This window comes from Zobellella sp. An-6 (assembly GCF_052487945.1).
The window spans coordinates 2,872,528-2,898,397 of record NZ_CP199259.1 but is presented as its reverse complement, the minus strand read 5'-3'; the positions used below and the strand labels follow the sequence as shown (position 1 = coordinate 2,898,397).

The 25,870-nt window shown below is 64.7% G+C and carries 23 protein-coding genes and 2 tRNA genes; 12 read left to right on the top strand and 13 right to left on the bottom strand.

All coding sequences use genetic code 11. The annotated features are described in order from the left end of the window. Window positions 1-370: 370 nt before the first annotated feature. The 12 genes from ACT7DK_RS13540 (at window position 371) to ACT7DK_RS13485 (ending at window position 13,146) form a co-directional block, all read left to right on the top strand. Complete coding sequence (locus ACT7DK_RS13540) at window positions 371-925, top strand: hypothetical protein (protein WP_445400003.1); 555 nt, start codon at window positions 371-373, stop codon at window positions 923-925. A 238-nt stretch (window positions 926-1,163) separates the two neighbouring features. After that, window positions 1,164-2,474, top strand: a complete 1,311-nt coding sequence (tig, locus tag ACT7DK_RS13535) for a trigger factor (RefSeq protein ID WP_445400001.1) — start codon at window positions 1,164-1,166, stop codon at window positions 2,472-2,474. Between the two features lie 87 nt (window positions 2,475-2,561). After that, on the top strand, window positions 2,562-3,185 hold the full coding sequence (gene clpP / locus ACT7DK_RS13530; RefSeq protein WP_445399999.1) for an ATP-dependent Clp endopeptidase proteolytic subunit ClpP: 624 nt from the start codon (window positions 2,562-2,564) through the stop codon (window positions 3,183-3,185). Window positions 3,186-3,265: 80 nt separating this feature from the next. Next, window positions 3,266-4,546, top strand: coding sequence for an ATP-dependent protease ATP-binding subunit ClpX (gene clpX, locus ACT7DK_RS13525; protein ID WP_445399997.1), 1,281 nt, complete (start codon window positions 3,266-3,268; stop codon window positions 4,544-4,546). Window positions 4,547-4,682: 136 nt separating this feature from the next. Continuing rightward, entirely contained in the window at window positions 4,683-7,028 is a 2,346-nt protein-coding gene (gene lon / locus ACT7DK_RS13520; RefSeq protein WP_445399995.1) for an endopeptidase La, read from the top strand. A gap of 217 nt (window positions 7,029-7,245) precedes the next feature. Then, window positions 7,246-7,518 carry a nucleoid-associated protein HU-beta gene (hupB, locus tag ACT7DK_RS13515; RefSeq protein ID WP_445399993.1) on the top strand — a complete coding sequence of 91 codons (273 nt, stop codon included), beginning with the start codon at window positions 7,246-7,248 and terminating at the stop codon, window positions 7,516-7,518. 118 nt (window positions 7,519-7,636) lie between these two features. Next, complete coding sequence (locus ACT7DK_RS13510; RefSeq protein ID WP_445399991.1) at window positions 7,637-9,535, top strand: SurA N-terminal domain-containing protein; 1,899 nt, start codon at window positions 7,637-7,639, stop codon at window positions 9,533-9,535. Window positions 9,536-9,739: 204 nt separating this feature from the next. Then, window positions 9,740-10,381 carry a UvrY/SirA/GacA family response regulator transcription factor gene (gene uvrY / locus ACT7DK_RS13505; protein WP_094041281.1) on the top strand — a complete coding sequence of 214 codons (642 nt, stop codon included), beginning with the start codon at window positions 9,740-9,742 and terminating at the stop codon, window positions 10,379-10,381. Between the two features lie 6 nt (window positions 10,382-10,387). Then, complete coding sequence (uvrC, locus tag ACT7DK_RS13500; protein ID WP_445399988.1) at window positions 10,388-12,217, top strand: excinuclease ABC subunit UvrC; 1,830 nt, start codon at window positions 10,388-10,390, stop codon at window positions 12,215-12,217. 48 nt (window positions 12,218-12,265) lie between these two features. Further along, on the top strand, window positions 12,266-12,814 hold the full coding sequence (gene pgsA, locus ACT7DK_RS13495) for a CDP-diacylglycerol--glycerol-3-phosphate 3-phosphatidyltransferase (protein ID WP_445399986.1): 549 nt from the start codon (window positions 12,266-12,268) through the stop codon (window positions 12,812-12,814). Between the two features lie 148 nt (window positions 12,815-12,962). Continuing rightward, window positions 12,963-13,036 (top strand) — tRNA-Cys (locus ACT7DK_RS13490). Between the two features lie 23 nt (window positions 13,037-13,059). Then, window positions 13,060-13,146: transfer RNA gene (locus tag ACT7DK_RS13485), tRNA-Leu, on the top strand. 548 nt (window positions 13,147-13,694) lie between these two features. Here the strand turns inward: ACT7DK_RS13485 and ACT7DK_RS13480 are convergent. The 13 genes from ACT7DK_RS13480 to ACT7DK_RS13420 are packed head-to-tail and all read right to left on the bottom strand — an operon-like array spanning window position 13,695 to window position 25,864. Next, complete coding sequence (locus tag ACT7DK_RS13480; protein WP_445399984.1) at window positions 13,695-15,419, bottom strand: hypothetical protein; 1,725 nt, start codon at window positions 15,417-15,419, stop codon at window positions 13,695-13,697. Continuing rightward, window positions 15,409-15,963, bottom strand: a complete 555-nt coding sequence (locus ACT7DK_RS13475) for a baseplate complex protein (protein WP_445399982.1) — start codon at window positions 15,961-15,963, stop codon at window positions 15,409-15,411. The genes ACT7DK_RS13480 and ACT7DK_RS13475 overlap by 11 nt, the downstream gene beginning before the upstream one ends. Continuing rightward, window positions 15,960-16,850 (bottom strand): hypothetical protein, encoded by an 891-nt coding sequence (locus ACT7DK_RS13470; protein WP_445399980.1) that lies wholly within the window; start codon window positions 16,848-16,850, stop codon window positions 15,960-15,962. Before ACT7DK_RS13470 ends, ACT7DK_RS13475 begins: the two co-directional genes overlap by 4 nt. Then, window positions 16,847-17,242, bottom strand: a complete 396-nt coding sequence (locus tag ACT7DK_RS13465) for a hypothetical protein (protein WP_445399978.1) — start codon at window positions 17,240-17,242, stop codon at window positions 16,847-16,849. The genes ACT7DK_RS13470 and ACT7DK_RS13465 overlap by 4 nt, the downstream gene beginning before the upstream one ends. A 12-nt stretch (window positions 17,243-17,254) precedes the next feature. Further along, window positions 17,255-19,291: a hypothetical protein gene (locus tag ACT7DK_RS13460; RefSeq protein ID WP_445399976.1), complete on the bottom strand. Its 2,037-nt coding sequence runs from the start codon at window positions 19,289-19,291 to the stop codon at window positions 17,255-17,257. A 2-nt stretch (window positions 19,292-19,293) separates the two neighbouring features. After that, on the bottom strand, window positions 19,294-19,665 hold the full coding sequence (locus ACT7DK_RS13455; protein WP_445399974.1) for a hypothetical protein: 372 nt from the start codon (window positions 19,663-19,665) through the stop codon (window positions 19,294-19,296). A gap of 2 nt (window positions 19,666-19,667) precedes the next feature. Further along, the gene (locus ACT7DK_RS13450) at window positions 19,668-19,946 is read right to left on the bottom strand and encodes a hypothetical protein (RefSeq protein ID WP_445399972.1); all 279 of its coding nucleotides are present in this window, start codon (window positions 19,944-19,946) and stop codon (window positions 19,668-19,670) included. Window positions 19,947-19,955: 9 nt separating this feature from the next. Next, entirely contained in the window at window positions 19,956-21,431 is a 1,476-nt protein-coding gene (locus tag ACT7DK_RS13445) for a phage tail-collar fiber domain-containing protein (protein ID WP_445399970.1), read from the bottom strand. Further along, entirely contained in the window at window positions 21,428-22,339 is a 912-nt protein-coding gene (locus tag ACT7DK_RS13440; RefSeq protein ID WP_445399968.1) for a phage tail protein, read from the bottom strand. The genes ACT7DK_RS13445 and ACT7DK_RS13440 overlap by 4 nt, the downstream gene beginning before the upstream one ends. After that, window positions 22,332-23,513: a baseplate J/gp47 family protein gene (locus ACT7DK_RS13435; RefSeq protein WP_445399966.1), complete on the bottom strand. Its 1,182-nt coding sequence runs from the start codon at window positions 23,511-23,513 to the stop codon at window positions 22,332-22,334. Before ACT7DK_RS13435 ends, ACT7DK_RS13440 begins: the two co-directional genes overlap by 8 nt. Next, window positions 23,510-23,833 (bottom strand): DUF2590 family protein, encoded by a 324-nt coding sequence (locus ACT7DK_RS13430; protein WP_445399964.1) that lies wholly within the window; start codon window positions 23,831-23,833, stop codon window positions 23,510-23,512. The genes ACT7DK_RS13435 and ACT7DK_RS13430 overlap by 4 nt, the downstream gene beginning before the upstream one ends. Continuing rightward, a complete protein-coding gene (locus ACT7DK_RS13425) occupies window positions 23,823-25,724 on the bottom strand; it encodes a phage tail tape measure protein (RefSeq protein ID WP_445399962.1) in 1,902 nt (633 codons plus the stop codon). Before ACT7DK_RS13425 ends, ACT7DK_RS13430 begins: the two co-directional genes overlap by 11 nt. Next, on the bottom strand, window positions 25,721-25,864 hold the full coding sequence (locus tag ACT7DK_RS13420; RefSeq protein ID WP_445399960.1) for a DUF6890 family protein: 144 nt from the start codon (window positions 25,862-25,864) through the stop codon (window positions 25,721-25,723). The genes ACT7DK_RS13425 and ACT7DK_RS13420 overlap by 4 nt, the downstream gene beginning before the upstream one ends. Window positions 25,865-25,870: the final 6 nt, after the last annotated feature.

Here is a 25,870-nt window from a genome sequence, read left to right as displayed (position 1 = left end):
CCGGATCCCGCACGCAGACACGCCGTGAACCCATCCCTGGGGGCTCCACCGCGCCATCCCTGGCGCGGAGGGTCTGCTTAGCGGAACCCTGTCGCTGCCGGTGGTGATCTACCGTTCGGAACAGTTATTTAGCTTGAGGAGACGAACACATCACCTGCGGGCAACGCCATGTCCCAGGTCCTCGACCGCGACATTCTCGGCAACTGGGTGGTGGTACCGGGAGCCCCGTTTGTACCCTGCGAGCCAGGGCTGCCCCCGGGAGCAGTGTGGCCGGCATCCTGCCTGAACGCGGGCCGGGCGCTGGGGCCTATACTTGTAACATGGCGATCGAAGAGGGTCGGGCGCAGCCCTGTCCGGCGGGAGGAGGGTCATGAAACGGTATTATTATCTCAGCGACGATCTGGACGATCTGGAAGCCGTCGAACAGGAGCTGGAGGACGGTGGTATCAGCGAGCCGCAGATCCATGTGCTCAGCCAGCAAGAGGGGGCGGTAGAGCGGCACCGGCTGCACGAGGTGGAGCCGGTGCTGAAACAGGACGTGGTGCGGGCCACCGAACTGGGTGCCCTGATCGGTGTGGCGGCCGCGGGCCTGGTGTTACTGGTCAGTTACCTGTCGGGGCTGCCCGAGACGGTCGGCTGGATCCCCTTTATCTTCCTGGCGATAGTGGCGTTGGGGTTCTGCACCTGGGAAGGCGGCATGTTCGGTATCCAGATGCCGCACCGGGCGTTCCGCAAATACCAGGCGGATCTCGCTGCGGGCCGGCACCTGTTCTTCGTCGACGTCGAGCCGGAGCAAGAGGTGGTGCTGGCGCGGGTCGCCGGAGCCCACCCGGGGTTGAGCCCGGCGGGAACCGGTGCCGCTACGCCGCGCTGGGTGATCCGGTTGCAGAACAAGTGGAAAGCCTTTGTCCATATCATGCCCTGAGCCGGCTGCCGGACCGGTAGCAAAAACCGGCCCGGGGGTTGAAAAGGGCTATTTATGCCTCATATTGCCCAACAGGAGCGGACTGCCGCTCGACGCTGGTTTTTTGCCTCGCTATAATGCCGCGTCTTAATTTGCCATGAAGGCCCCGGGTCTTCGACAGAATTCAAGGAGCAGTCAGGCTGCTTCCCACATATCACAGGGTCAGCACCGCGGTGCTGAAGAAAATTGAGGTAAGAGAATGCAAGTTTCTGTAGAGACGACCCAAGGCCTGGAGCGCCGTCTGACCATCACAGTACCGGCCGACAAGGTAGAAGGCGAAGTGAACAGCCGCCTGCGTCAGCTGGCCAAGACCCGTCGTATCGACGGTTTCCGTCCGGGCAAGGCGCCTTTCTCCATCATCAAGAAGATGTTCGGCCCCTCCGTCGAAGCCGACGTGGCCGGCGAGCTGATGCAGCGCAACTTCTTCGAAGCCGTGATCAGCGAGAAGCTGAACCCGGCCGGCATGCCGACCATGGAACCCGCCGCCATCAAGGCCGGCGAAGACTTCACCTTCACCGCCACCTTCGAAGTTTACCCGGAAGTGGAAGTGAAGGGCCTGGACGCGGTGGCCGTCGAGAAGCCCCAGGCCGAAGTGACCGATGCCGATCTGGACAAGATGATCGACACCCTGCGCAAGCAACACGCCGACTGGGTGGCCGTTGAGCGCGAAGCCGCCGATGGCGACCGGGTGACCATGAACTTCGTGGGCTCCGTGGACGGTGAAGAGTTCGAAGGCGGCGCCGCCGAAGACTTCGTGCTGGTACTGGGTTCCGGCCGTATGATCCCCGGCTTCGAAGACGGCCTGCTGGGCAAGAAAGTCGGTGACGACTTCACCCTGGAAGTGACCTTCCCCGAGGAATACCACGCCGAACACCTGAAGGGCAAGCCGGCCCAGTTCGCCATCGCCGTGACCAAGGTAGAGGCCCAGCAACTGCCCGAGCTGACCGAGGAATTCGTGCAGCGTTTCGGCATTGCCGACGGCTCCGTCGACGGCCTCAAGGCCGAAGTGCGCAAGAACATGGAGCGTGAGCTGGCCCAGGCCCTGAAGGCCTCCGTCAAGGATCAGGTGATCGACGGCCTGCTGGAGCAGAACCCGGTGGACGTGCCCAAGTCCCTGATCGACGGCGAAATCGACACCCTGCGCAAGCAGGCGCTGCAGCGTTTTGGCGGTCTGGACCCGAAAAACGCCCCGCAACTGCCCGCCGAGCTGTTCAAGGAGCAGGCCGAGCGTCGCGTACGCGTGGGACTGCTGCTGGGTGAAGTGATCAAGCAGAACGAGATCAAGGCCGACGACGCCAAGGTGCAGGAAATCATCGCCTCCATGGCGTCCGCCTACGAGGATCCGGCCGAAGTGGTCGCCTATTACAACGAAAACCAACAGCTGCTGGAAAACGTGCGTAACCTGGCCATCGAAGATCAGGCCATCGAGTTCGTACTGGCCCAGGCCAAGGTGACCGACAAGCAGGTCAGCTTCGACGATCTGATGAACAAGCCGGGTGTTGGTGCTTAAGAACATTTGACTTAAGCATTAAGCTCTTGCGTATAATGGCCCCAGTGTGAGTGCACTTGGGCCATTTTGTTTTGGGGACAATATCTTATGTCAAACAATCATAATCCGATGACGGACGGGCCCCTGGCTGCCCTGATCCCCATGGTGGTGGAGCAGACCGCCAAGGGTGAACGTTCTTACGATATTTACTCGCGGCTGCTGAAAGAGCGGGTGATCTTCCTGACCGGCCAGGTCGAAGATCACATGGCCAACCTGATCTGCGCCCAGCTGCTGTTCCTGGAATCGGAAAACCCGGAGAAGGACATCCATCTCTACATCAACTCGCCGGGCGGCTCGGTGACCGCTGGCATGTCCATCTATGATACCATGCAGTTCATCAAGCCGGACGTGAGTACGGTGTGCATGGGCCAGGCCTGCTCCATGGGCGCCTTCCTGCTGGCCGGCGGTGCCGCGGGCAAGCGTTTCGCCCTGCCCAACAGCCGGGTGATGATCCACCAGCCGCTGGGCGGTTTCCAGGGGCAGGCGTCGGACATCCAGATCCACGCCAAGGAAATTCTGTATATCAAAGAGAAGCTCAACCGGCTGCTGGCCGAGCACACCGGTCAGCAGTTGTCGATCATCGAGCGCGATACCGACCGCGACAACTTCATGTCGGCGGATCAGGCCAAAGAATACGGCCTGGTGGACGAGGTGTTCTATAAGCGCGATTGAGCAAAGCGGGGAGGGGTGCTGTACACTCTTGTTAAGAGCTGGTAGGCACTCCTCAGCCTGTACGCATACGAGGTGACTGAATGACAGACAAACGCAGGGGCGAAGGGGATGGCGGCAAACTGCTGTACTGTTCTTTTTGCGGTAAAAGCCAACACGAAGTGCGTAAGCTCATCGCCGGCCCTTCCGTCTATATTTGCGATGAATGTGTCGAGCTGTGCGAAGACATCATCCGGGAAGAAATCAAGGATATCTCGCCCAAGCGGGAAGGCAGCGCCCTGCCGACGCCCCACGAGATCCGCGCCCATCTGGATGACTATGTCATCGGTCAGGACCACGCCAAGAAAGTACTGGCGGTAGCGGTATACAACCACTACAAGCGGTTGCGCAACGCCGGCAGCACCGATGGCGTCGAGCTTGGCAAGTCCAACATTCTGCTGATCGGGCCCACCGGCTCGGGCAAGACCCTGCTGGCTGAAACCCTGGCCCGGTTGCTGGATGTGCCTTTCACCATGGCCGACGCCACCACCCTGACCGAAGCCGGTTATGTGGGCGAGGACGTGGAAAACATCATCCAGAAACTGCTGCAGAAATGCGACTACGACGTGGAGAAGGCGCAGCGCGGCATCGTCTACATCGATGAAATCGACAAGATTTCCCGTAAGTCCGACAACCCCTCCATCACCCGGGACGTGTCCGGCGAAGGGGTGCAGCAGGCCTTGCTGAAACTGATCGAGGGCACTGTCGCCTCGGTGCCGCCCCAGGGCGGACGCAAGCATCCCCAGCAGGAGTTCCTGCAGGTGGACACCTCCAAGATCCTGTTCATCTGCGGTGGCGCCTTTGCCGGCCTGGACAAGGTGATCGAACAACGCATGGACAAGGGCACCGGCATCGGTTTCGGCGCCGAGGTCAAGAGCAAGAGCGAGAAGGCCTCCCTGAGCGAGATCTTCACCCGGGTAGAGCCCGAGGATCTGGTCAAATACGGCCTGATCCCCGAGTTCATCGGTCGTCTGCCGGTGGTGGCCACCCTCACCGAGCTGGACGAAGACGCCCTGGTGCAGATCCTGTCCGAGCCCAAGAACGCGCTCACCAAGCAATACGCGGCCCTGTTCTCTCTGGAGGACGTGGATCTGGAGTTCCGTGACGACGCCCTGCGCGCCATCGCCCGCAAGGCCATGGAGCGCAAGACCGGGGCCCGCGGCCTGCGCTCCATCGTGGAAGGCGTGCTGCTCGACACCATGTACGACCTGCCGTCCATGGACGACGTGGCCAAGGTGGTGATCGACGAAACCGTGATCAAGGGCGAGTCAGCACCTATCCTTATCTATCAGAAAGGCGAGGCTCAGGCCGCCTCCGGCGACTGATTGGGGTATTTTTAACCGGTTAAAGGGGCTTCTGGCCCCTTTTTCTGTTTTTAAGCCTGCGGCGATTGAATCTTGCGATCCCGCCCCCATATACTGCCCAAGCGCTAATAAATTGCATTCAAGCCGAGAGGACACTATGACCCTAGAGCGTTCCGAACGCATCGAAACCCCCGTCCTGCCTCTCCGTGACGTGGTTGTATACCCCCATATGGTGATCCCGCTCTTTGTGGGACGGGAAAAATCCATCCGCTGCCTGGAAGCGGCCATGGAGCAGGACAAGAAGGTGCTGCTGATCGCGCAGAAAGATGCGTCCACCGATGATCCTGGGGCCGATGACCTCTACCAGGTCGGCACCGTGGCCAATGTGCTGCAGCTGCTCAAATTGCCCGACGGCACCGTCAAGGTGCTGGTGGAAGGCGGCCAGCGGGCCCGGCTGGAGCAACTGCGTGAGCAGGACGGCTACTTCGTGGCCGAGGCCCAGTACCTGGCGACCGAGCCGCTGGACGAGCGCGAACAGGAAGTGCTGGTGCGCTCGGCCATCACCCAGTTTGAAGGCTACATCAAGCTCAACAAGAAGATCCCGCCCGAGGTGCTGACTTCCCTGTCCGCCATCGAGGACGCGGCCCGCCTGGCCGACACCATGGCCGCCCATATGCCGCTCAAGCTGGAAGACAAACAGAAGGTGCTGGAAATCGCCCAGGTCGGCGAGCGCCTCGAGTTCCTGATGGCGATGATGGAGTCGGAAATCGATCTGCTGCAGGTGGAGCGCCGCATCCGCGCCCGGGTCAAGAAGCAGATGGAAAAGAGCCAGCGCGAGTACTATCTCAACGAACAGATGAAGGCCATCCAGAAAGAGCTGGGCGAGCTGGATGAGGTGCCCGACGAGTTCGAGGCGCTGCAGCAGAAGATCGAAGACGCCGGCATGACCGACGAGGCCCGTCAGAAGGCCGAGGCCGAACTGGCCAAGCTGAAGATGATGTCGCCCATGTCGGCGGAAGCCACTGTGGTGCGCGGCTATATCGACTGGATGATTTCGGTGCCCTGGAAGAAGCGCTCCAAGGTGAAGAAGGACCTGGCCAAGGCCGAGGAGATCCTCGACGCCGACCACTACGGCCTGGAGAAGGTCAAGGAACGCATCATCGAATACCTGGCGGTGCAGAGTCGCATCAACAAGCTGAAAGGCCCCATCCTGTGCCTGGTGGGACCGCCCGGGGTGGGCAAGACCTCCCTCGGCCAGTCCATCGCCAAGGCCACCGGCCGCAAGTACGTGCGCATGGCGCTCGGCGGGGTGCGGGACGAGGCGGAAATCCGCGGCCACCGCCGCACCTATATCGGCTCCATGCCCGGCAAACTGATCCAGAAAATGGCCAAGGTGGGGGTGCGCAATCCGCTGTTCCTGCTGGACGAGATCGACAAAATGTCGTCCGACATGCGCGGCGATCCGGCCTCGGCCCTGCTGGAAGTGCTGGATCCGGAGCAGAACCACAGCTTCAACGACCATTACCTGGAAGTGGACTACGATCTGTCCGACGTGATGTTCGTGGCCACCTCCAACTCCATGCACATCCCCGGGCCCTTGCTGGATCGGATGGAGGTGATCCGCCTGTCCGGCTATACCGAGGACGAGAAGCTCAACATCGCCAAGCGCCACCTGCTGTCCAAGCAGATCAGCCGCAACGGCCTGAAGGAAAATGAAGTGGTGGTGGAGGATTCGGCCATCCTCGGCATCATCCGCTACTACACCCGGGAGGCCGGGGTACGTAGCCTGGAGCGGGAAATCTCCAAGCTGTGCCGCAAGGCGGTGAAGGAGATACTGCTCAACAAGGAACTCAAGCAGGTGGTGATCAACCAGGACAACCTGAAAAAGTACCTGGGCGTGCACCGCTTCGATTACGGCAAGGCCGAGGAACACAACCAGGTGGGGCAGGTGACCGGCCTGGCCTGGACCGAGGTGGGCGGCGATCTGCTGACCATCGAGGTGGCCAACGTGGCCGGCAAGGGCAAGCTCACCTATACCGGCTCCCTCGGTGACGTGATGCAGGAATCCATCCAGGCGGCGATGACGGTGGTGCGCTCCCGGGCGGAGAAATGGCGTATCAATGCCGACTTCCACGAGAAGCGCGACATCCATGTGCACGTGCCGGAAGGGGCCACCCCCAAGGACGGTCCCAGTGCCGGCATCGCCATGTGCACCGCCCTGGTATCCAGCCTGACCGGCAATCCGGTGCGGGCCGACGTGGCCATGACCGGCGAGATCACCCTGCGTGGCGAGGTGCTGCCCATCGGTGGCCTCAAGGAGAAGCTGCTGGCGGCCCACCGAGGTGGTATCAAGCGGGTGCTGATCCCCAAAGAGAACGAACGGGATTTGGAAGAAATTCCGGAAAACGTCAAGCAGGATCTGGAGATCCATCCGGTGCGCTGGATAGAAGAAGTGCTGGAGCTTGCCCTGGAGCAGCCGCCGGAAGGCTTTTCCGTAGCTTAAGACGAGCTTTTTCGCCAGAAGTCACGGTTTCAGGCTTGTCAGCGACAATGAGTCGCAGTAGCCTTGGGTGGATTTTGTGGGGGAGCCAGGCATGGATGATGCCGGCGTCGCCCGGGAACACACGGCGAACCCTTCGGGGGTTTGCTACCAGCCAATAATGAATCAAGGTCAGGGTTGCGTTATCAGAACCCATTAAAAAACGACAAGGGGAATGACTGTGAATAAATCTCAACTGATCGACAAAATTGCTGAAGGCGCCGACATTACCAAGGCCTCGGCCGGTCGGGCGCTGGATGCCTTCGTTGAGGCGGTAACCGAATCACTGAAAGAAGGGGATCAGGTATCGTTGGTTGGGTTTGGTACCTTTGCCGTGCGTGAGCGCGCCGCCCGCACCGGCCGCAACCCGCAAACCGGCGCCAGTATCGAGATCGCCGCTGCCAAGACCCCGGGGTTCAAGGCCGGCAAAGCGCTGAAAGACGCCGTCAATTAAGCGACCGCTGTTAACGGGCCTCGGGTCCGACGGGTCATGATCCGGAAAGGCGCATCACAGGGTGCGCTTTTTTTTCGGATAGGACGGCATCACCGTCTATCGGGAGTAACGACAATCTATGTTTTTTGACAAGCTAAGGGCGGGTGCCCAGGGCACCACCTCCAAGATCATCTTGGGATTGATCATTCTGTCCTTTGCCCTGGCCGGGGTAGGCAGCTATGTCACCCGGCCGGTGGCGGATGTGGCCGCCGTGGTCAACGGTGACGAGATCACTGCCCAGGCGCTGGAAAATGCCTACCGCAATGAACGCGCCCGCCTGGAAAGCCAGCTGGGTCCCCAGTTCAGCCAGTTGCTGGGTGATCCCGCCTATGTGGAGCAGATCCGCCGCTCGGTGCTGGAGCAGATGGTGGAGCAGCGCCTGCTCGACCAGAAGGTGGAAGAGCTGAAGCTGCGCGCCAGCGACGAGCAGGTGCGCAACGCCATCCGTAACCTGCCGGAATTCCAGCAGGACGGCCGCTTCGACAACGACCGCTACCAGCAACTGCTGGCCCGCAGCGGCATCAGCCCCGAGCAGCTGCGCGACAGCGTGCGCCAGGATCTGAGCCGGCAGATGCTGCTCAATGCCCTGGCCGGCTCCAGCTTTACCCTGGAGGCCGAGGCCGGCTGGCTGGACCGGCTTAGCCGCCAACAGCGGGATGCGCAATACGTGCGCCTGCCGCTGGCCGACTTCAGCGACCGGGTCGAGCTGAGCGATGAGGAGGTGGAAGCCTATTACCGGCAACAGCCGCAGCAATTCCAGCGGCCCGAGCAGGTCAAGGTCAACTACCTGCTGCTGGATGCGGGCGCCGTTTCCGGCGTCGACATCGACGAACAGGCGATCGAGGACTACTACCAGGCCAACCTGGCCAGCTACAGTCGGTCCGAGCAGCGCAAGGTCGCCCACATCATGGTCAACAAGGGGGATGAGGCGCAGCAGAAAATCCAGGCCATCGCCGAGCGCCTGGCCGCCGGCGAAGCCTTTGCCGAGCTGGCCCGCACCGAGTCGGACGATGTCTTCTCCGGCGCCAAGGGCGGCGAGCTGGACTGGATGGAACAGGGCACCATGGATCCGGCCTTCGATCGGGCGGCGTTTGCCCTGAACGACGTGGGCGAGCTGTCCGAGGTGGTCGAAAGCGAATTCGGCCTGCACCTGATCACCCTGCTGGAGATACAGCCCGGGCAGACCCGGCCCCTGGCCGAAGTACGCGACAGCATCGCCGAGCGGCTGGCCCAGGACGAGGCGGCCAATGCCTTCTATGCCCAGGAGCAGCGCCTGGCCGAGCTGGCCTTCGAGTTTCCCGACTCCCTGGACATGGCGGCCCAGGAGCTGGGGCTGGAAGTGAAGTCCACCGGCTATTTCTCCACCCAGGATGCCCCGGCCGAGATCAATGATCCACGGGTACTGAGCCAGGCCTTCTCCGAACGGTTGCGCCAGCAGGGCGTGAACTCGGATCTGATCGAGCTGGACAGCCGCCGGGCCATCGTCATCCATGTGACCGAGCACAGACCCGCCGCGGTACGTGACTTCGCCGAGGTGCGCGGCCAGGCGCGGGAGTTGGCACTGACCGCCAAGGCCCGGGAACTGGCCGCCGCGGGGGCGGATGCCCTGCTGGCCGCCTGGCGCAATGGTGAAGAGCAGGCCTGGCTGGAACAGCACGGCCTGGCGGTGACCGAGCTGAACGGCCTGACCCGCGAGAGCGAGGAGGATCCAGCCCTGCTGGATGCCCTGTTCGCCATGCCGGCGCCGACCGAGCAGCCTAGCCTGCGCAGCCTGGCCTTGGCCGACGGCGACCAGCTGGTGCTCAAGCTGAATGGCGTGACCACACCGGAAGACACCTCCGAGTTGCTGGCCCAGATCCGGGAGGGCCAGAGTGGTCTGCTGGGGCAACGGGAATACCAGAGCCTGGTCGAGGCGCTCAAGGCCACAGGCGAGATAGAATATCGCCGGCTGACGCCCCAGACCGACAACAACTTCTGATCACCAAAAGGCGCTTCGGCGCCTTTTGTCTCATTTTTGAAATATCCCGATCTCGCTCGGCTTATCCGTGTTGCAAATATGTATTTGATTTGATAATAAGATGTGCCGGTCGGCGCGCGTTTTTTCCGCCGGCATCTTCGCTATGATGCCATCCATGGGGAAAGTGTTATATGCTAAGCAGGTTAACGCAGTCGGAGAACAACTTTGATTAACGTATTCCTGGTTGATGACCATGAGTTAGTGCGCACAGGGATCCGACGCATTCTAGAAGACGTCAAAGGAATGAAGGTGGTAGGCGAGGCCAAGAGCGGCGAAGAAGCCGTGCAATGGTGTCGTGAACAGCACCCCGACGTCGTATTGATGGACATGAACATGCCGGGCATCGGCGGCCTCGAGGCCACCCGCAAGATCTTGCGCTTCAGCCCGGACGTGAAGATCATCGTCCTGACCATCCACACCGAAAACCCCTTTCCCACCAAGGTGATGCAGGCCGGTGCCGCCGGCTATCTGACCAAGGGGGCAGGGCCGGAAGAGATGATCAACGCCATCCGCCTGGTACACAGCGGCCAGCGTTACATCTCGCCGGAAATCGCCCAGCGCATGGCGCTGAGCCAGTTTTCCAACGAGGAAAACCCCTTCAAGCAACTGTCCGAGCGGGAGCTGCAGATCATGCTGATGATCACCAAGGGACAGCGGGTGACCGATATTTCCGAGCAGCTCAACCTGAGCCCGAAAACGGTGAACAGCTATCGCTACCGTTTGTTCAGCAAGCTCAACATCAACGGCGATGTGGAGCTGACCCATCTGGCCATCCGCTACGGCATGCTGGACGCGGAGAAGATCTGACGGCCGATGAGCCAGCCCTTCGATGCCAAGGCCTTCCTCAAGGTAGTGACCGAACAGCCCGGCGTGTATCTGATGCACGATACCGCCGGGGAGGTCATCTATGTGGGCAAGGCCAAAAACCTGAAGAAACGGCTGTCTTCCTACTTCCGTGCCAATGTCGGCGGGGAGAAGACCCGGGCCCTGGTACGCCAGATCGCCGAGGTGCAGGTGACGGTGACCCACACCGAAACCGAGGCGCTGATCCTCGAGCACAACCTGATCAAGCAGCATCTGCCCCGCTACAACGTGTTGCTGCGGGACGACAAGTCCTACCCCTATATCCTGATCACCGAGCACCGGCATCCCCGTATCGGTATCCACCGTGGGCCGCGCAAGCACAAGGGCGAATACTTCGGCCCCTATCCCAGCGGGCTGGCGGTGCGCGAGAGCCTGCACCTGATGCAGAAGCTGTTTCCGGTGCGCCAGTGCGAGGACGGCTTTTACGCCAATCGCTCCCGGCCCTGCCTGCAGTACCAGCTCAAACGCTGCGCCGGTCCCTGCGTGGCCGGTCTGGTAAGCGACGAGGAATATGCCCACCAGGTGCAACTGGCGCGGCTGTTCCTGCAGGGCAAGAACCAGCAGGTACTGACCGATCTGGCGGACAGCATGGAGCAGGCCAGCCGGGAGCTGCGCTTCGAGGATGCGGCCCGCTTCCGGGATCAACTGCTGGCCCTGCGCCGGGTGCAGGAGCAGCAGTTCGTCAGCGGCAACATCCTGGACGACCTGGACGTGATCGGCCTGGCGCTGGAGCGCAGCCTGGCCTGCGTGCAAGTGCTGTTTATCCGCCAGGGCAAGGTGCTGGGCAGCCGCAGTTATTTCCCCAAGATGCCGCCGGACACGGACGCGGAAGAAATACTGCAGAGTTTTGTGCTGCAGTTCTACCTGTCCGGCATCGGCGGCCGCGAGGCCCCGGCCGAGATCCTGCTGGACCGGACCCTGCCCGATGAGGAAGTGCTGAGCGACACCCTGAGCCAGCACTATGGCCGCCGGGTGAAGCTGCGCAGCCGCCTGCGCGCCGAGCGGGCGCGCTTTATCAGGCTGGCCCAGACCAACGCCCAGACGGCGCTCGCCAGCCGGCTTGCCCACAAGAGCACCCTGCGCCAGCGGCTGGTGCAACTGGAGGAGGTACTGGCTTGCGGCCCCGTCAGCCGCATGGAGTGCTTCGACATCTCCCACACCATGGGGGAGAAGACGGTGGCCTCCTGCGTGGTGTTCGACCGGGAAGGGCCCCAGAAGAGTGAATACCGCCGCTTCAACATCGCGGGGATCACCCCCGGTGACGACTACGCCGCCATGGAGCAGGCATTGAGCCGACGCTTTCATCAGGCCGAGGTGGACAAGCTGCCCGACCTGCTGTTTATCGACGGTGGCCTGGGACAGCTGGCCCGGGCCGAGGAAGTGGTGGCCCGGGAGCTGGCCGACAGCCCGCGCAAGCCCTTGCTTGTCGGGGTGGCCAAGGGGGTGACCCGCAAGCCGGGGCTGGAGACGCTCGTCATGGGCGGCAGCCACGAAGAGCGGCACCTGCCCGCCGACCTGCCGGCGCTGCATCTGATCCAGCACATCAGGGACGAATCCCACCGCTTCGCCATTACCGGCCATCGCGCCCAGCGCGGCAAGGTGCGTACCACCAGCAGCCTGGAGAGCATTCCCGGCATCGGTGCCAAGCGCCGTCAGGCGCTGCTGAAATACCTGGGCGGTATCCAGGAGGTGAAGCGGGCCAGCGTGGACGAGCTGGCCAAGGTGCCGGGCATCAGCCTGGCCCTGGCAGAAAAAATACATGATGCGTTGCATCACTGAAGCGCATCATGCACCATGTAACCGCGTCACTCTTTGGCTTGAATAACAATGATAAACGTCCCGAATTCCCTGACCTTTTTCCGCATCCTGCTGATCCCGGTATTCATAGTACTGTTCTACCTGCCGTTCGACTGGGCCTATTTTTGGGCGGCGGCGGTGTTCACCCTGGCGGCGGTGACCGACTGGTTCGACGGCTTCCTGGCCCGTCAGCTCGAGCAGAGCACGCCCTTCGGCGCCTTCCTCGATCCGGTGGCCGACAAGGTGATGGTGGCCGCCGCCCTGGTACTGATAGTGGAAGACTACAGCAGCCCCCTGGTCACCATTCCCGCCATGATCATGATAGGGCGGGAGATCATCATCTCGGCCCTGCGCGAGTGGATGGCGGAAATTGGCCAGCGCTCCCAGGTGGCGGTGAGCTGGCTCGGCAAATGGAAGACGACCATCCAGATGCTGGCCCTGATCGGCCTTATCTGGCAGCAGAGCATTTACATGATCTGGGGCAGCTATGTGCTGCTGTACGTGGCCACCGGACTGACCCTGTTTTCCGCCTACGACTATCTCAGGGCCGCCTGGAACGATCTCACCCGGGCCGCCTGAGCCATTCGCTGTCCGGGGTAGCGAAGCGAGCGGCATAAAAAACGGCCCCTGCGCATAAAAAGTGTGCGAACGGACCCGAAAATCCAGATAGCAGTTGACTGACGGATCCTGGCCATTAGAATGCACAGGCATCAGGACAACCTCTTTCGGCGCGTTAGCAAAGCGGTTATGCAGCGGATTGCAAATCCGTTTAGAGCGGTTCGACTCCGCTACGCGCCTCCATCTCCTCCTCGAGTTCGTCTACTGCCCGGATGGTGAAATCGGTAGACACAAGGGATTTAAAATCCCTCGCTGGTAACAGCGTGCCGGTTCAAGTCCGGCTCCGGGCACCATTGAAAATCAAGCACTTACAAGCTTTTCTAGCCTCCGCCGATTTACAGCTATTTCCTAAAATGGCGACAAAGTGGCGACAGCGGTTTTTGCCCCTCTCCACCGGCACGCCGTTGAAGCCGATTGAAATTCTCTTTTTCACGTTTTTCCCTGGCTGCAAGGCCTGGCGCGGTGCGACGAAAATTCACCCTGTAGCCTCTTTCCCACGTAAACGACACGAAGCCCAGGCCCGGCGCGGCGTTGTCGATCCTACCGGTGATCTTGCCGACTCTGTAATTCCTTCATTTCCTTGCAATTCTCTTCACTGGTTGCAGATCCTCAGATCAAGCCGAGATCCCAATAACGGCGCGGCCTGGCGATGGGTTTTGCACCCCCGCAGAATTTCCCAATTTTTACGACGCAAAGCGCGAAGGCGGGCGCGGAGGAGCGCGGTTTTCGTGGGGCGAGCGCGTGCGTAGGCGGCGCTGGCAGTGCGCTGGCCTGGCTGGTGTCGTGGGGTGGGGATACAAGAAGGCGGCCGCTGTGGCCGCCTGGGTGGCGTGGCAGGGGCCTAACCGGTGAAGCTTTGCAGGTTGCCCTTGATGGTGCCGATGTTGCCGGCGTGGCCGGCCACCTGGCCCTGGACGTTGGGCGGCTGGTGGTGGTCGGGGTGGGTGTGGCCGTCGAGCTTCTGCAGGGCCTCCTGGACGTTGGCCATCATGCCGATCATCAGGGCCAGCATGTTGTGGGTGCCGTTGCCCAGCACGATGCTCTGACCCTGTATTACCTGGGTCTGGGCGGTGCTGGTCTTGTTGCCGCTGATCTGTTCGGTGGTGTTACCCTGGGTGGTGCGCTGTTCGTTGCCCTGCACGGTGAGGCTGCGGCTGCCCTTGATGGTGGTGGTGCTGTTGCCGCCGATGCCGTGCTGGTAGTCGCCGCCGGTCACGTCGACCCGCTCGCCGGCGGCCACCAGGTGCAGGTTGGCCAGGGTGGCCAGATCGACATCGTCGCCGGCCAGCAGCTCGATGGCCCCCAGCGCCTCAATGCGTTTGCGGCCGGCTACTTCCTCGGTGCTGTGCTGGGCCACGGTGGTGTGCCGGCTGCCGAACTCGCCGCGGTAGTCGTCGGCCTGCTGGCTGAGCTGGGCGGCAATGTGGTGAATGCTCTGGTCGGTGGCCAGGGTGTGGTTGCCGGCGCTGTCGGTGCGCTGGTACACCTCGGCCCGCTGCTGCTGCAGCTGCTCGCCGGGCTGGATATCGGGCAGGGGCCAGCCGGTGCCGAGCACGGTGCGGATAAAGGGCTGATCGGCGCGGCCGAAGGCGAAGCCCAGCTCCACCAGGGTGCCCGGTACCGGATACTGGAATTGGCCCTGCTCGGGGCCGCCGAACAGCACCGGCAGGGGCACGGCCCGATACACCGGCGTGTCGGTGTCCGGCTGGCCGTCTTCGGTGAGCAGTTGCACATCCACCGCGTAGCGCGGCCGGAAGGGGTCGTTCAGCTCGCCGGCCCGGGCGTGGTCGGCTACCGCCACCACCCGGCCGAACTGGGGCAGGTGGACGCCGGCGGCCAGCTCGGGAAACGACTGCTCCAGCTGCCGCTGCTGGGGTGTTTTGTGGCGGCCCTGCCAGTGCAGGCGCATCTGGGTACCGTCGAATTCCACCCGGGTGATGCGGCGGCCGTTGACTTCCACCCCCGGGCGCAGCTGCGGCGAGGTCACCACGCCCAGGCTGTTGCCGGCGGCCTGGGCGGTGGTGAGCTCCTGCTCGATGGTGACGCCCCGGCCCGCCCAGCGGGAGTGTGCCCAGCTGCCGGCCCAGATGCTGCCGTCGGGCTGCTGGAACCAGCAGAATTCCGGGATGGCAAAGGCCCGTCCGGCGTTCTCGAGCAACTGGGCGCCGGTGCCGGCGGTGGTGAAGTTGGGAATGGCGGTGTCGAGGTAGTCGGCCTGGGGCAGGTCAAAGCGCAGCCCGGTTTCCTCGGCAAGGTGCGCGATCACGGCGCGAAAGGTGGCGTGCTGCAGGCTGGCGGTGATGCGCGCGCCCAGCACGAACGCCAGCTCCTTGGCCAGGATGCGGCTGTGGCCGTTGTCGGCGGGCACCACCTTGGCCACCACCCCGGAGAAGTAGCGCTGCAGCTGGTCGCCGTAGCCCATGTCGAACTGCACCCGGTCGCCCGGGCGGGCGCTGCCCCGGATGGTAAACAGGCCGCGCCCGGCGCTGGACAGCTCCAGCACCAGGGTGTCGCCGGCGATGTGGGCCGGCTCGCCGTTGACGGTGAGGCGCTTGTTAAGCTTCATCGGTCTGCTCTCCTGCCAGCATGTCGTCCACTTTCTTCAGGTACCGCTCCACCCGGCCCAGCTCACGCTGCTGGGGCGGTGTGCCGTCGGTCGTGGCCCCGGCCGGCACGGTGGCTTCGGTCAGGCCCTGGATGATGGCCTCGGGCTGCAGGCGGCGCAGCTCGCGCTTTTCCGGTACCGAGAGGTGTTCCCGCAGGGTAAAGGTGACGCGCCAGGCCAGCAGCCCCTCCTGCTCCGGGGCCATGATGCGGCCGCTGAATTTGACCTGGTAGATCTTTACCGCTTCGGCCAGCTCGCAGCCGATGCGGTAGATGCGGCGCTCGTTGCCGTCGCCCTTGTCCTGGGCCAGCTCGAACAGCCGGGCGAGGGCGGCCGGGTCGGCAAAGGGAATGAGCCCCGACACCTGCAGCTCCTTGCCTTTCTCGCCCTGCTCGGCCCCGCTGGTGCCGGAGGTCTGGCCGGAGGTGTCCTTTTCCTTGAACTCCATCATCAGGGTGAGGCGGGGCGATTTGAGGCGGATGATTTCGCCGTCGAGGGCAATCATGGCAGCAGCTCCTGCAGGAAGGTGAGCGGATGGGGCGAGACCAGCAGCACGGCGGCGCTGTGCGGGGTCTCGTAGGCCGGCACCCCGCCGGTGAGGGCGTTGGCGATGGCGGCGGCGCTGCCGCTGGCGGCCATGCGCAGCAGGCCGCCGGACAGGCCGGCCTTGAGCTCGGCCAGCGCCTGGTCCTGGTCTTCCAGCCACACCGCGCGCTTGGCGGCGAGGGCACCCAGTTTGGCCACCGGGTCGAGCCGGTCGGCGGCCAGGGATTCCAGTTGCGCCAGGCGCGCGCCCAGGGCGGCCGCGGCCGGGCGCAGCGGGGCGGCGTGGTGCCGGCCGGGCACCCACTGGGGGGGGATGGCCCGGGCCGGGATGCGCATTTTCTGCGCCTGGTGCTCCTGCTCGGCCGCGACCCGGCGGGCGAGGGCGGCCAGCTCCGGCAGGGGCAGCAGCCGGGTGACGGCGGTCAGCTGCTGGCCGAACTGGCCGAGACTGGGCGCGGTGAGCAGCAGCCCCAGGGCATGCAGGGTACCGGCGGGACGGTGCGGGTCGGCATTGTCGCGCAGCTTGTCGGCCAGGCGGTGGATGGCGTTCTGCGGTGCCAGGTAGTGGCCGGTCTGCTCCACCTTGCCGACGTCGTGGTCGTAGGGGGTGACGGTGAGGCGGTGGCCATCGACCAGCAACTGATCGAGCTGGCCGCGCAGACCCAGCAGCGCCTCGGCCTGCTGGCTCAACGGGTGGCGGCTGAAGGCCACCTCGCCGGCGGCCTGGGTAAGCCGGGCCAGGGCGGCGTGCTGCGCGCCCGGGACGGCGGCCAGGGTCGCCTCGGCGCCGGTTTCGATACTGGCCGCACAGGGCGGCCAGGTGAAGGTGGTGGGGGTCCAGCTCATAGCCCGAGCTCCGCCTTTCTCGCGCGGCCCCAGGCCCGGCAGTCCTCCACGTACTGGTTGTACGCTGCCAGGGCGTCGGCATCGCCGGTACGCAGCAGCTGGATTTCGTCGTGCAGACGGTAGCGCTCGGCGATCTTGTCGCGTACCTGCTGGCGGATCAACTGCACCCGGGGCGAGACTTCGCACAGGCGCTCACGCAGCGCGGGGGTGAGTTCCACCACCGACACCTCGCCGAGCTCCGGCCGCTGCTCCGGCAGCGGCTGCTCGGTGCAGATCGCCACATAGGTGATCCCGTCCAGGGTGCCGAGCTCCACGCTGGTCCGTGCCGGCCGCAGCAGGTCGATCACCTCGTGGCCCAGGATTTTCTTTTGGTAACTGACGATATAGCTCATGCCGTTTGCTCCTTAGGCATCCACGATGGTGCCGTTGATGTCGTGCAGCGGATAGCTCGCGGCGCGAAAGCCGGCGTCGTTGTCGGTATCGCTGCGCCCGTGCCACATTTCCACGGCCCAGATGCCGGCTTCGGCCACGCTCCAGAAGCAGCCGCCGGACAACGGCGCCATGTCGTGGGTCAGGCACTGATAAAACAGATCCGAGCCGAAGGGGGCGGCGCCACCCATGTTGCTGAGCCGGCCGGCTTGCGGAAACCCCAGGCCGGCCAGCCGCCAGCCGTCCCCCTCGGTGTCGGGACTGAAGGCGGGCTCGCCCAACTGGACGAAATACTGGTACATGCCGTTTTCCCGCGGCACGGTGTTGAAGGGCACGGCCAGCGGCTGCATCAGGTTGCCGATGCCGTCTTCGCCCCAGTAGTCAAAGGGGCTGCTGTTGCCGCCGTTCACCATCTCCATGGCGGTGCTTTCTTTCAGGACGTAGCACTGTCCGCTGATGAGGCGGCCGCCCCCGGGGTAGGCGTAGGAGCCGGGCACCAGATAGTCGGTGTCGTTCAGCTCTATCGTGTCGGCGTCGAGCACGGTGATGGCAAACAGCCTCCCGTCCAGCTCGCTCCGCCCGGTGTAGGCCGGTTGCACCGTGGCGTTGTCCGCCAGGCCATGGCCGGTCACCGTCAGCCGGATGACATTGCCGGGCCCGAAGGTGAGTCCGGCAATGTCCTGCTCGCGGGTCACGCAGGTGATGCCGGGCTCGAACGTTTTCAGGTTGCCGTTCAGATCCGCCACGCCGCAGGCCTGGCCGTTGTGGGTGGTGCGCGCAAAGGGGGTACCGGATCCGGTTTTGCCCAGGCCATCGGCGCCGGCCGGGGCGTACTGCACCCAGCTGCCGCTGCCCTGGTTGGCCTGGTGGTCGTCCTGATCCTGCAGGTAGTTGTTGTTTCCCTTGGGGTACAGGTACTGGACCATGTTGGTGTTCCAGGCGTTGGCGGCCGGGTGAGCCTGATCCAGGCCGGCCTGGCCGTGAGCCAGGCTCAGCATGCCCAGCGCCGAGCGCATAAAGCGGGAGGCCGGGAAAAAGGCGGAACCACGGGTCTGGGCCGCCTCGAAGATACCGGCTAGGGTATCGGGCGGCGCGCCGTTCAGGGTGCTGAGCTGGTTATTCAGGCCGTCATCCCAGCTCTGGCAGCGCAGCGGGATCGCGTCGGCGATAGCGCTGGCCACGCCGTTGTTGTTGCTGGCCTGGTACTTGTCGAGCATGAAGCCGGGGCGGACGATGCCGCCGTCGACAAAGGCCCGGTGCAGGGCGTAACCGTCCATCGCCGCTTCCGCCCGCGAGGCGAAGGCATGCAGCGGCAGGATATGCACACTCTGGTGCTGCCAGTAGTAATCCTCCAAGGCAGCATAGGTCGGGTTGTCCGGGTGGCCCATGCGGTAATAGAACGCCGGGATCCACACCATGATGGAGCCGTCCCGATACTGGTAGTTGCCGTATTCCGCGTGCCCGCGGATGAAGGTACCGGGCAAGGGGGCATAGCCGGGCGGCAGCCGGGGACAGATGCCCACGCCAAAGCCCAGCTCCCCCGGGGTGCCGATGTCGTTGAAGCGGATGTCGTCCATCATGATCCGGGCGGCGACCTCGGGCCCCAGCCACTGCAGGCTGATCTTGCCGTCTTCATCCGCCAGCGGCACCTGGCCCGGCGCCGGCTCCAGGGCGGCGGCATAGGCGAACGCCGCCGCTTCCTCGGCTTTGGCGGTGGCCGTGGCGGCCGCATTGACCGCGGTGTCTCTGGCGGCGGTAGCGATGGTGGCGGCGTCCGCCGCGTCACCGGCCTTGTCCGTGGCGGTGGCCGCGGCCGGGATGGCGGCACTGGCCGACTGGGCAGCCGCCTGGGCGTGGTCCTGGGCCTGGGCGGCGGCCAGGTTGGCGTGCCCGGCATGGGTGGCCGCCTGCTGCTCCGCCGTCAGGGCGTCGTTGCGCAAGCGGGTGAGATCCTGCACCGACGCCTGGCTGATGCCGGGGGTCACCTGCAGGATCAGGGTTTGGGTGGCCATGGTCAGGTACTCCTGGTGATCGTCTGTTGATAGGTGACGGTGCCGCCCAGCACGATCTGCTCGTGCTGCGCCGGGTCGCGCAGCCGTACCTGGTAATAGCCGGCGGTACGGTGGGGCTCGGTGGGCGACGCGGCGGGCACCAGCGCGGCGGTCTGGTGCGCCTCCAGTGTCAGATAGCACTCGCCGCCGGCCGGGTTCGGCTGCAGCACCGTGAAACCGGCGAGCACCGGGGCGTGCTCCGCCACCCCGGCGGTGATCTGCGCACTGATGGTGTATCCGGTCAGATCCAGCGGTCCCTCGGCCGTGGACAGCTGCAGCGACAGGGCAAACTCCGCGCCTTCGGTCAGGGTGATGTCATGGTGCGGGTACGACATGGCTACCCCCGGGGCAGGGCGGGCGGGTTGAACAGCAGGCTCAGCACCTCGTTGCCCTTGACCATTTCATTGCGGAACGACTCCACCGCCGCCCCGGTCTGGCGTTGTTGCTGGCTGTTCTCGATCAGCAGCACCGGCAACCAGGTGATGGCACAGGACCACTCGTCCACCTCCTGGCCGGTTTGCGGGTGCTGGCCGCGCACCTGGGTGAACCAGGCGCATTGGGTACCGATGCAGTCTTTTTTGAGCAAGGGGCAGTAACTGCCGGGTTTCAGTTGCATGGGCGATCCTTATTGCTTGGTGGCGATGATGATGTCGACGTATTTGACGTTCATGGCCAGGGCGTGGGCGTGCTTGCCGGCCTGGCCCGAGCTGGCCCCGTGGGCGTGGGGCTTGTTGCCGCCCACCGCGCTGGTGCTGATTTTGTTGGTGTGCAGGCCGCCCGCCGCATCGGAGTTGACATAGGTGTTGTTGTATCCGCCTTGGTAGCCCCCGGTCAGTACGTGACTGTGCGCCGGGATCTGCTCAATGGTCAGGGTGTGATTGTGGACGGTGATGGCGTGGCTGTGTTCGCCCGCCTCCGAGGTGGTGCGTCCGGCGGCGAAGGCGGCGGTAAAGTCCAGCCCGCCGCCGTTGCCGGCGGCACCGGTGACCACCCGCAGGGCATGGTTGTTGAACTGGGCGGTCTCCTTGACCCAGCCCGGGGGCGCGGCGGTCTGCTGGAACAGCATGCGGGTGCCGGCCGGAAAGGCCGGCGGCACCAGCTTACCGATGGCCTCTTTGACCCGTTGCGGGGTCATAAAGCGGTCGCTCCGGGTGCCGGCCTCGGCCTCGTCCTTGCTGGCGGTGGCGAAGTTGTCGACCTGGCCCAGGCCCACCTGGGCCGGGGTGTGGGCGGCGGGCCGCTGCTCGTGCCACCACAGGCCGCCGCGGCCGCGCAGATCGGTGATGCTGCCGTTGGTCTCGATGCGGGCGATGGGCGTCACATGATGCGGGTAGCCGGCGCCGTCGACATAATCGGCCAGCGCCGAGGGGCTGACGGTGATGGCCAGATGGGTGACCCATTCCGACAGCAGGTTGCCGGCATGGTAGACGTCGGCGTAAATCGTGGCCGGCTTGGTGGCCACGGTGACGGTGTGCGCCGCGGCCAGCTCGGCGCGCAGGCCGGCAATGTAGGCATGGCCCGGCGCCAGGCGGTACTGGTTGACGTCGGTGGCGGTCACGGCGAAGGCGTCATCATGAAAGGCGGCGGGCCCGTAGTGGTCCCGGAGCGGGGCGCGCAGGGCGGCATCCTGGCCGCGCAGGCGGGCGGAAAAGTCGATCTGCCAGGTGCCGGCATCCACCTGGATCTGGGTGGCCGCGCCGGCGCCGTCGTATTCCATCAGCATCGACTTGATCAGGCTGTTGCCCTGGCTGGCCCCCTGGGTCCGGATCTTCTGCTCGGTCTCCTTGTGCACCACCATGGCCACGGTATCGGTGGCGGCATGCACCAGGTACATGGCATTGAACGCGAAATCGCCCAGGGTGGTGTCCATCACGATGCTGTAGACCACGGCATTGGCGTTGACCCGGCCGGTCTGGTCGATGGCCTGGCGGTGCACGATCTGGCCCACCGGCGGCAGGCCCTGGCCGCGGTCGATGGGTTGCTCCAGGTCGAGGTCGGGCAGGTAGGCCAGCACCATTTCATCCAGGATCACCGGTTCGCCGGCCTGCAGCCGGTCGACCAGGTAGGTTTCGAAGGCGGTGGTAATTACGGATTGGGTCACAGTTTGGCTCCGATCATCTGATAACTGCCATCGAAATGGCCGTGGTTCAGCCGCACCTTGAGCGGGAAGGTCACCTCGAAGCGGTAGCGGCGGCAGGTGCGGCCGTAGTGGCCGATCAGGGTCTGCAGCAGCAGCTGGTTCTGGGCCAGGCTGCCGTCGCCCAGCTCGATGGTGATCACGTCCCAGGGCTCGTTGGGCCGGCGTTCGTGGATGTCGACCCAGCCGATGCCGAGGCGTTCGAAAATCCGCTTGAAGCCGGCCACCTCGCCGGCGTCCCGGGCGTTGACGAAGGCGTATTTCACCCGCTTGCGGAACAACGTGAGGGGTTCGCCGGTGAAGCGGTGGATCCCCCGGTCCCAGGCCATCAGCTCCAGCAGTGGCTCGGCGCAGGTGAGCGGGTCCGCCTGCCGGAGCGGATACAGCAGGTAATAGCGGCAGCGCTGCCAGAAGGCGCGGATCCCCTTGGCGAAAAAGTGCGGCTCCCGCTCGCCGCGGCCGTCCATCCACCAGGGCACCGCATAGTCGGGCAGCACCGGGGCATGGCGTTGATGCGCGTCGGGCAGGGCGGTGTACAGCACCCGGCCGCCCACCAGGTAGCGGCGGCTGGCGGTGGCGGAGGTGATGAACACGTCGTAATAGGCCACCGGGGTGCGCGGGTGCACTGGACGCTCCCACAACCGGCGCAAGTCCCGTTCGGCCAGCGACAGGGTGATCCGGCCGCGGCGGGCATCGGTGATGCGGGTGGCCAGGGTGGCCACCAGCGGCGCCGACTGGGCGTAGCTTTCCCGGATCTGCGCGCTCAACTGGCAGCCGGTCAGGTCCAGCCGGCCCTGCGTCGACTCCAGTACCAGGTTGAGCTCGAAGTCCTGCCCCTCGAGCAGCTCGATATCCAGGGTGCTGTTAGTCATGGCGGTTCACCGTCAGGCTGCTCAGGCGCGGCAGGGACTGGCCGCTGACGATGCTGGCCAGGTTGAATTCGAGGTTGTCCAGCGCCGGCAGCAGATCGTGCAGCTGCTGGGTGAGGCGGCTGAAGGAGAAGCGGGAAAACGGATTGACCCGGGCCACCTCGGGATAGTCGGCGGTCTCGCGGAAGGCGGCCCGGATCACCGCCTCCACGGTTTGCTGCAGCTGGGTGCGCTCTTCGGGGCCGAGGAAGGGATCGGGCCAGATATCCACCACCAGGTCGTGCTCGGTGTAGGGCAGGGCGAAGCACTGCAGATCGTCGCCGTGGCCGTGGTTGCCGTCGGTGTTGACGTGGTTGTTGAGCTTGTCGAGCAACGCCTGGGGCGTGGGCCCCACCTCCATCAGGATATAGGCGTTGGCGGTACCGGGCCCGCGCGGGGCGTCGTGCTCGAAGAAGATATGGTCGGCGCGGATGCCGGCCACGCTGGCCAGCATGCCGCGATAGACGGCATCGATGTGATAGCGGCCGACCACCGAAAACTGGTTCTGGATGCGCAGCGCCAGGGCCTCGTCGTCCTCGATGTCGGTGCCGGGCTGGAGCAGCCAGTCTTCCGGGTTGGCCACCTGATGGATGCCGGGCAGCGCCTGGGGCAGGATATTGAAGTAACCGGCGGGCAGGTTGAAGGCCGCGCCGGTGTCCTGCGCCTCGCACACCACCAGGCCGGCGTCGGTGCCGGCCGGAATGATCACCTGCTCCACCGTGCGCAGCGAGTAGCTGACGCCGTTGATGCGCTCGGTGCTGATCAGGGTGCCCGCCGGCACGATCACCTCGTCCAGGGCCGAGACCTTGGTCATGCTCACCGTGCCCCGGGCCCGGGTGGCGGGCTTGCGGGTCAGGCCCACGTCCCAGGCCTTGAGATCCAGGTAGTAGCCCTGGGCGGTGGCGGTGAAGCTGTTGGGCAGCACATGGGTGACCAGCAGGGTACGCAGCAGCCACAACGCCGGCTTGAGCACCAGGGCCTGCTGCAGCCGCCAGAAGGGGCTCATGCGGCTGTCGTTGGTGATCAGCGAGCCGTTGGCCTCCACCTCGCGGGCCAGCTCGGCGGCCAGGGCCGCCTCGGTGGTGGGAATGCCGGTGTACTCCACCAGGCGCATAAAATCCACGGACGGGCGGGTCACAGTGTTACCTCCAGGTGGCCATAGTCGTAGGTGGTGGCGGTGAGCAGGTAACGATCGGTGGCCTCTTCGCGTACCTCGGCGGTGCCGGGCACGATGCGGCGGTCCTGCTCCACCAGGATGCGGATCTGGGTGCGCACGTCGGCGCGCAGGGTGGGGCTGCGCTCGCCGAGCAGGGCCCGGGCCAGGCCGGCTTCCAGCACGGCGTGCTTGATGTCCTGGCCGATGCTGTGGCGATGGCGGGTCAGCACCGGCTGTTGGCCGGCGTCGATCACCAGGCCGTAATCCTCGACCAACAGGTCGATGTGGGCATCAGAAGCCATGCTGCAGCTCCTCCCATTCGGCCAGCTGCTCGGGGGTCATGCCGTTGCCGGCGTTGATGTAGACGTCGCCGTACTGGCTGACGCGGCCGCCGCTCTGGGCCGCGGCGCGGGTCATCTGCGGCAGGATGGGCGGGGCGGCCTGGGCCTGGAGCAGGGCCGGCGGCTGGCGAGCCTCGGCCAGGGCGGCATTGATGGACTCGCTGGCGGTGTGTTCGCTGCGGGCCTTGATATCAATGCCGGGGATCAGGTTGATTTTTTCTATCAGCCAGTCGAACCCCTGGCCCAGCAGATCCAGCACACTCAGGTTGCTGAACGTATCCCAGAAGGCCATCCAGCCGGCGGTGATGGTTCTCAACCCCTCCACCATGGCCTGCACCCACGGCATGTCCATCAGGGTGGCCTTCAGGCCGTCCCAGTTGCGAGCCAGCCAAACGGCGCCCAGTGCCAGGGCGACCAGGGCGGCGGCAATCAGGAAGAAAGGGCTGAACACAAAACTCATGACAGCGCCGAGGGCGGTAAAGGCAGCGGTCAGCAACCAGGTGCCGGCCACCAGTGTCATCTTGATGGCGGCCCAGGCCAACATGGCGGTACGGTTCAGGATAAAGCCGATACGCAGCAGCTTGAGCACCCACACGATGCCGAGCAGGGCGCCCTTGTAGAACGCCATCATGCTGCCGGCGATGCCCATGATCAGGGTCCAGCTGGCCGCCAGGGCGGTGAAGCCGGCCAGCCCCACGGCGGCCCAGGTGACCACCTCGGTCAGGTGCGGAAACATCTGGGTCCACTCCACCAGCACTGCCATCTGGTCGACGATGGCCCCGACGATGTTGTTGATGGTGCCCAATACGCTTTGGCCGGCGCCGCGGCGCAGGGCCTCCCACACCGCGCCCAGCCGCTCCCACTGGTCGGTCATGGCGTGGGCCATCTGGGTGGCCTTGTCCATGCCGGTCTGCTGGCCGACGCTGTCGATACTGGCCGCCAGGCTGTCGATGTCGGGCAGCATCTGCTTGATCAGGGCCACCGCCTCGTCGGAGCCGAATGCCTTTTTCAGGGCGTCGGATTCGGCCACGGTGAGGGTGTCGCCGAACTGATCTTTCAGCCGCTGCAGGATGTCGACCATGCCCAGCATGTTGCCGTTGGCATCGGTGAACTGCATGTTGAGCTTGTCCTGGGCGCTGGCCACGCCGTTCAGAAACGCCTTGTACTTGGTGCCGGCCTCGGAGCCGGACATGGTGGCCTGCAGGGTGCCCAGGATGGCCATCTGCTCGGCCATGTCGATGCCGGCGGCGGTGGCGTTGGCCCCGATACTGGTAAAGGCGGCGCTCATCTCGGCGCCGGTGGTCTTGAACATCTCCACCGCCTGGGCGGTCTGGCCTGCCACCATGGCGGCGAAGTTGTCCTTGCCCATGGCCTCGGCCTGCTGCTTGAACAGGCCGTACATGGTGCCCATGTAGCCGGTGATGGTGGCGGTGTCGGCCTTGGTGGCGGCGGCCAGCACGCCGGAGGCCTTGGTGATGCCGGCCAGCTCCTTGCCACTCATGTCGCCCATGGCGGACTTGATGTCGTAGGCGGCGGCCACAAAGCCGGTGGCCGACTTGCCGAACTCGACGGCGAAGTCGGTGGCGGTGTGGTTGAGCTGGTCCAGATCCTCCTGCAGCACGCCCAAGGATTTCACTTCCCCCAGCACCCGGTCCATCTCGATGGCGGGCATCAGTGCCTGGTGCAGGGCCACGCCGGACGCCAGCAGGCCGGCCGCGCCGCCGGCGATGTTCTCCCAGCTTTGCCGGCCGATCTGTCCGGTGCGTTCGAGCTGCTGGTTAATACCCTGGATGGGCTTGGTGACCTGGTCGACCAGGCCCACGGTGAGCATTAACTGTTCCAGGTGTTTCATCCGTTAACTGCCTTGCTGATGCCTGCGGTGATGGCGTTCGCCGTGTGTTCCCAGTGCTTGCGGTCGAGCCAGATGGCCCGGGCCAGCGCCTCTTCGTCGTCGGGTTCATGGGGCAGGTAGTGGCGGCGCAGTGCCAGCACCTGCTC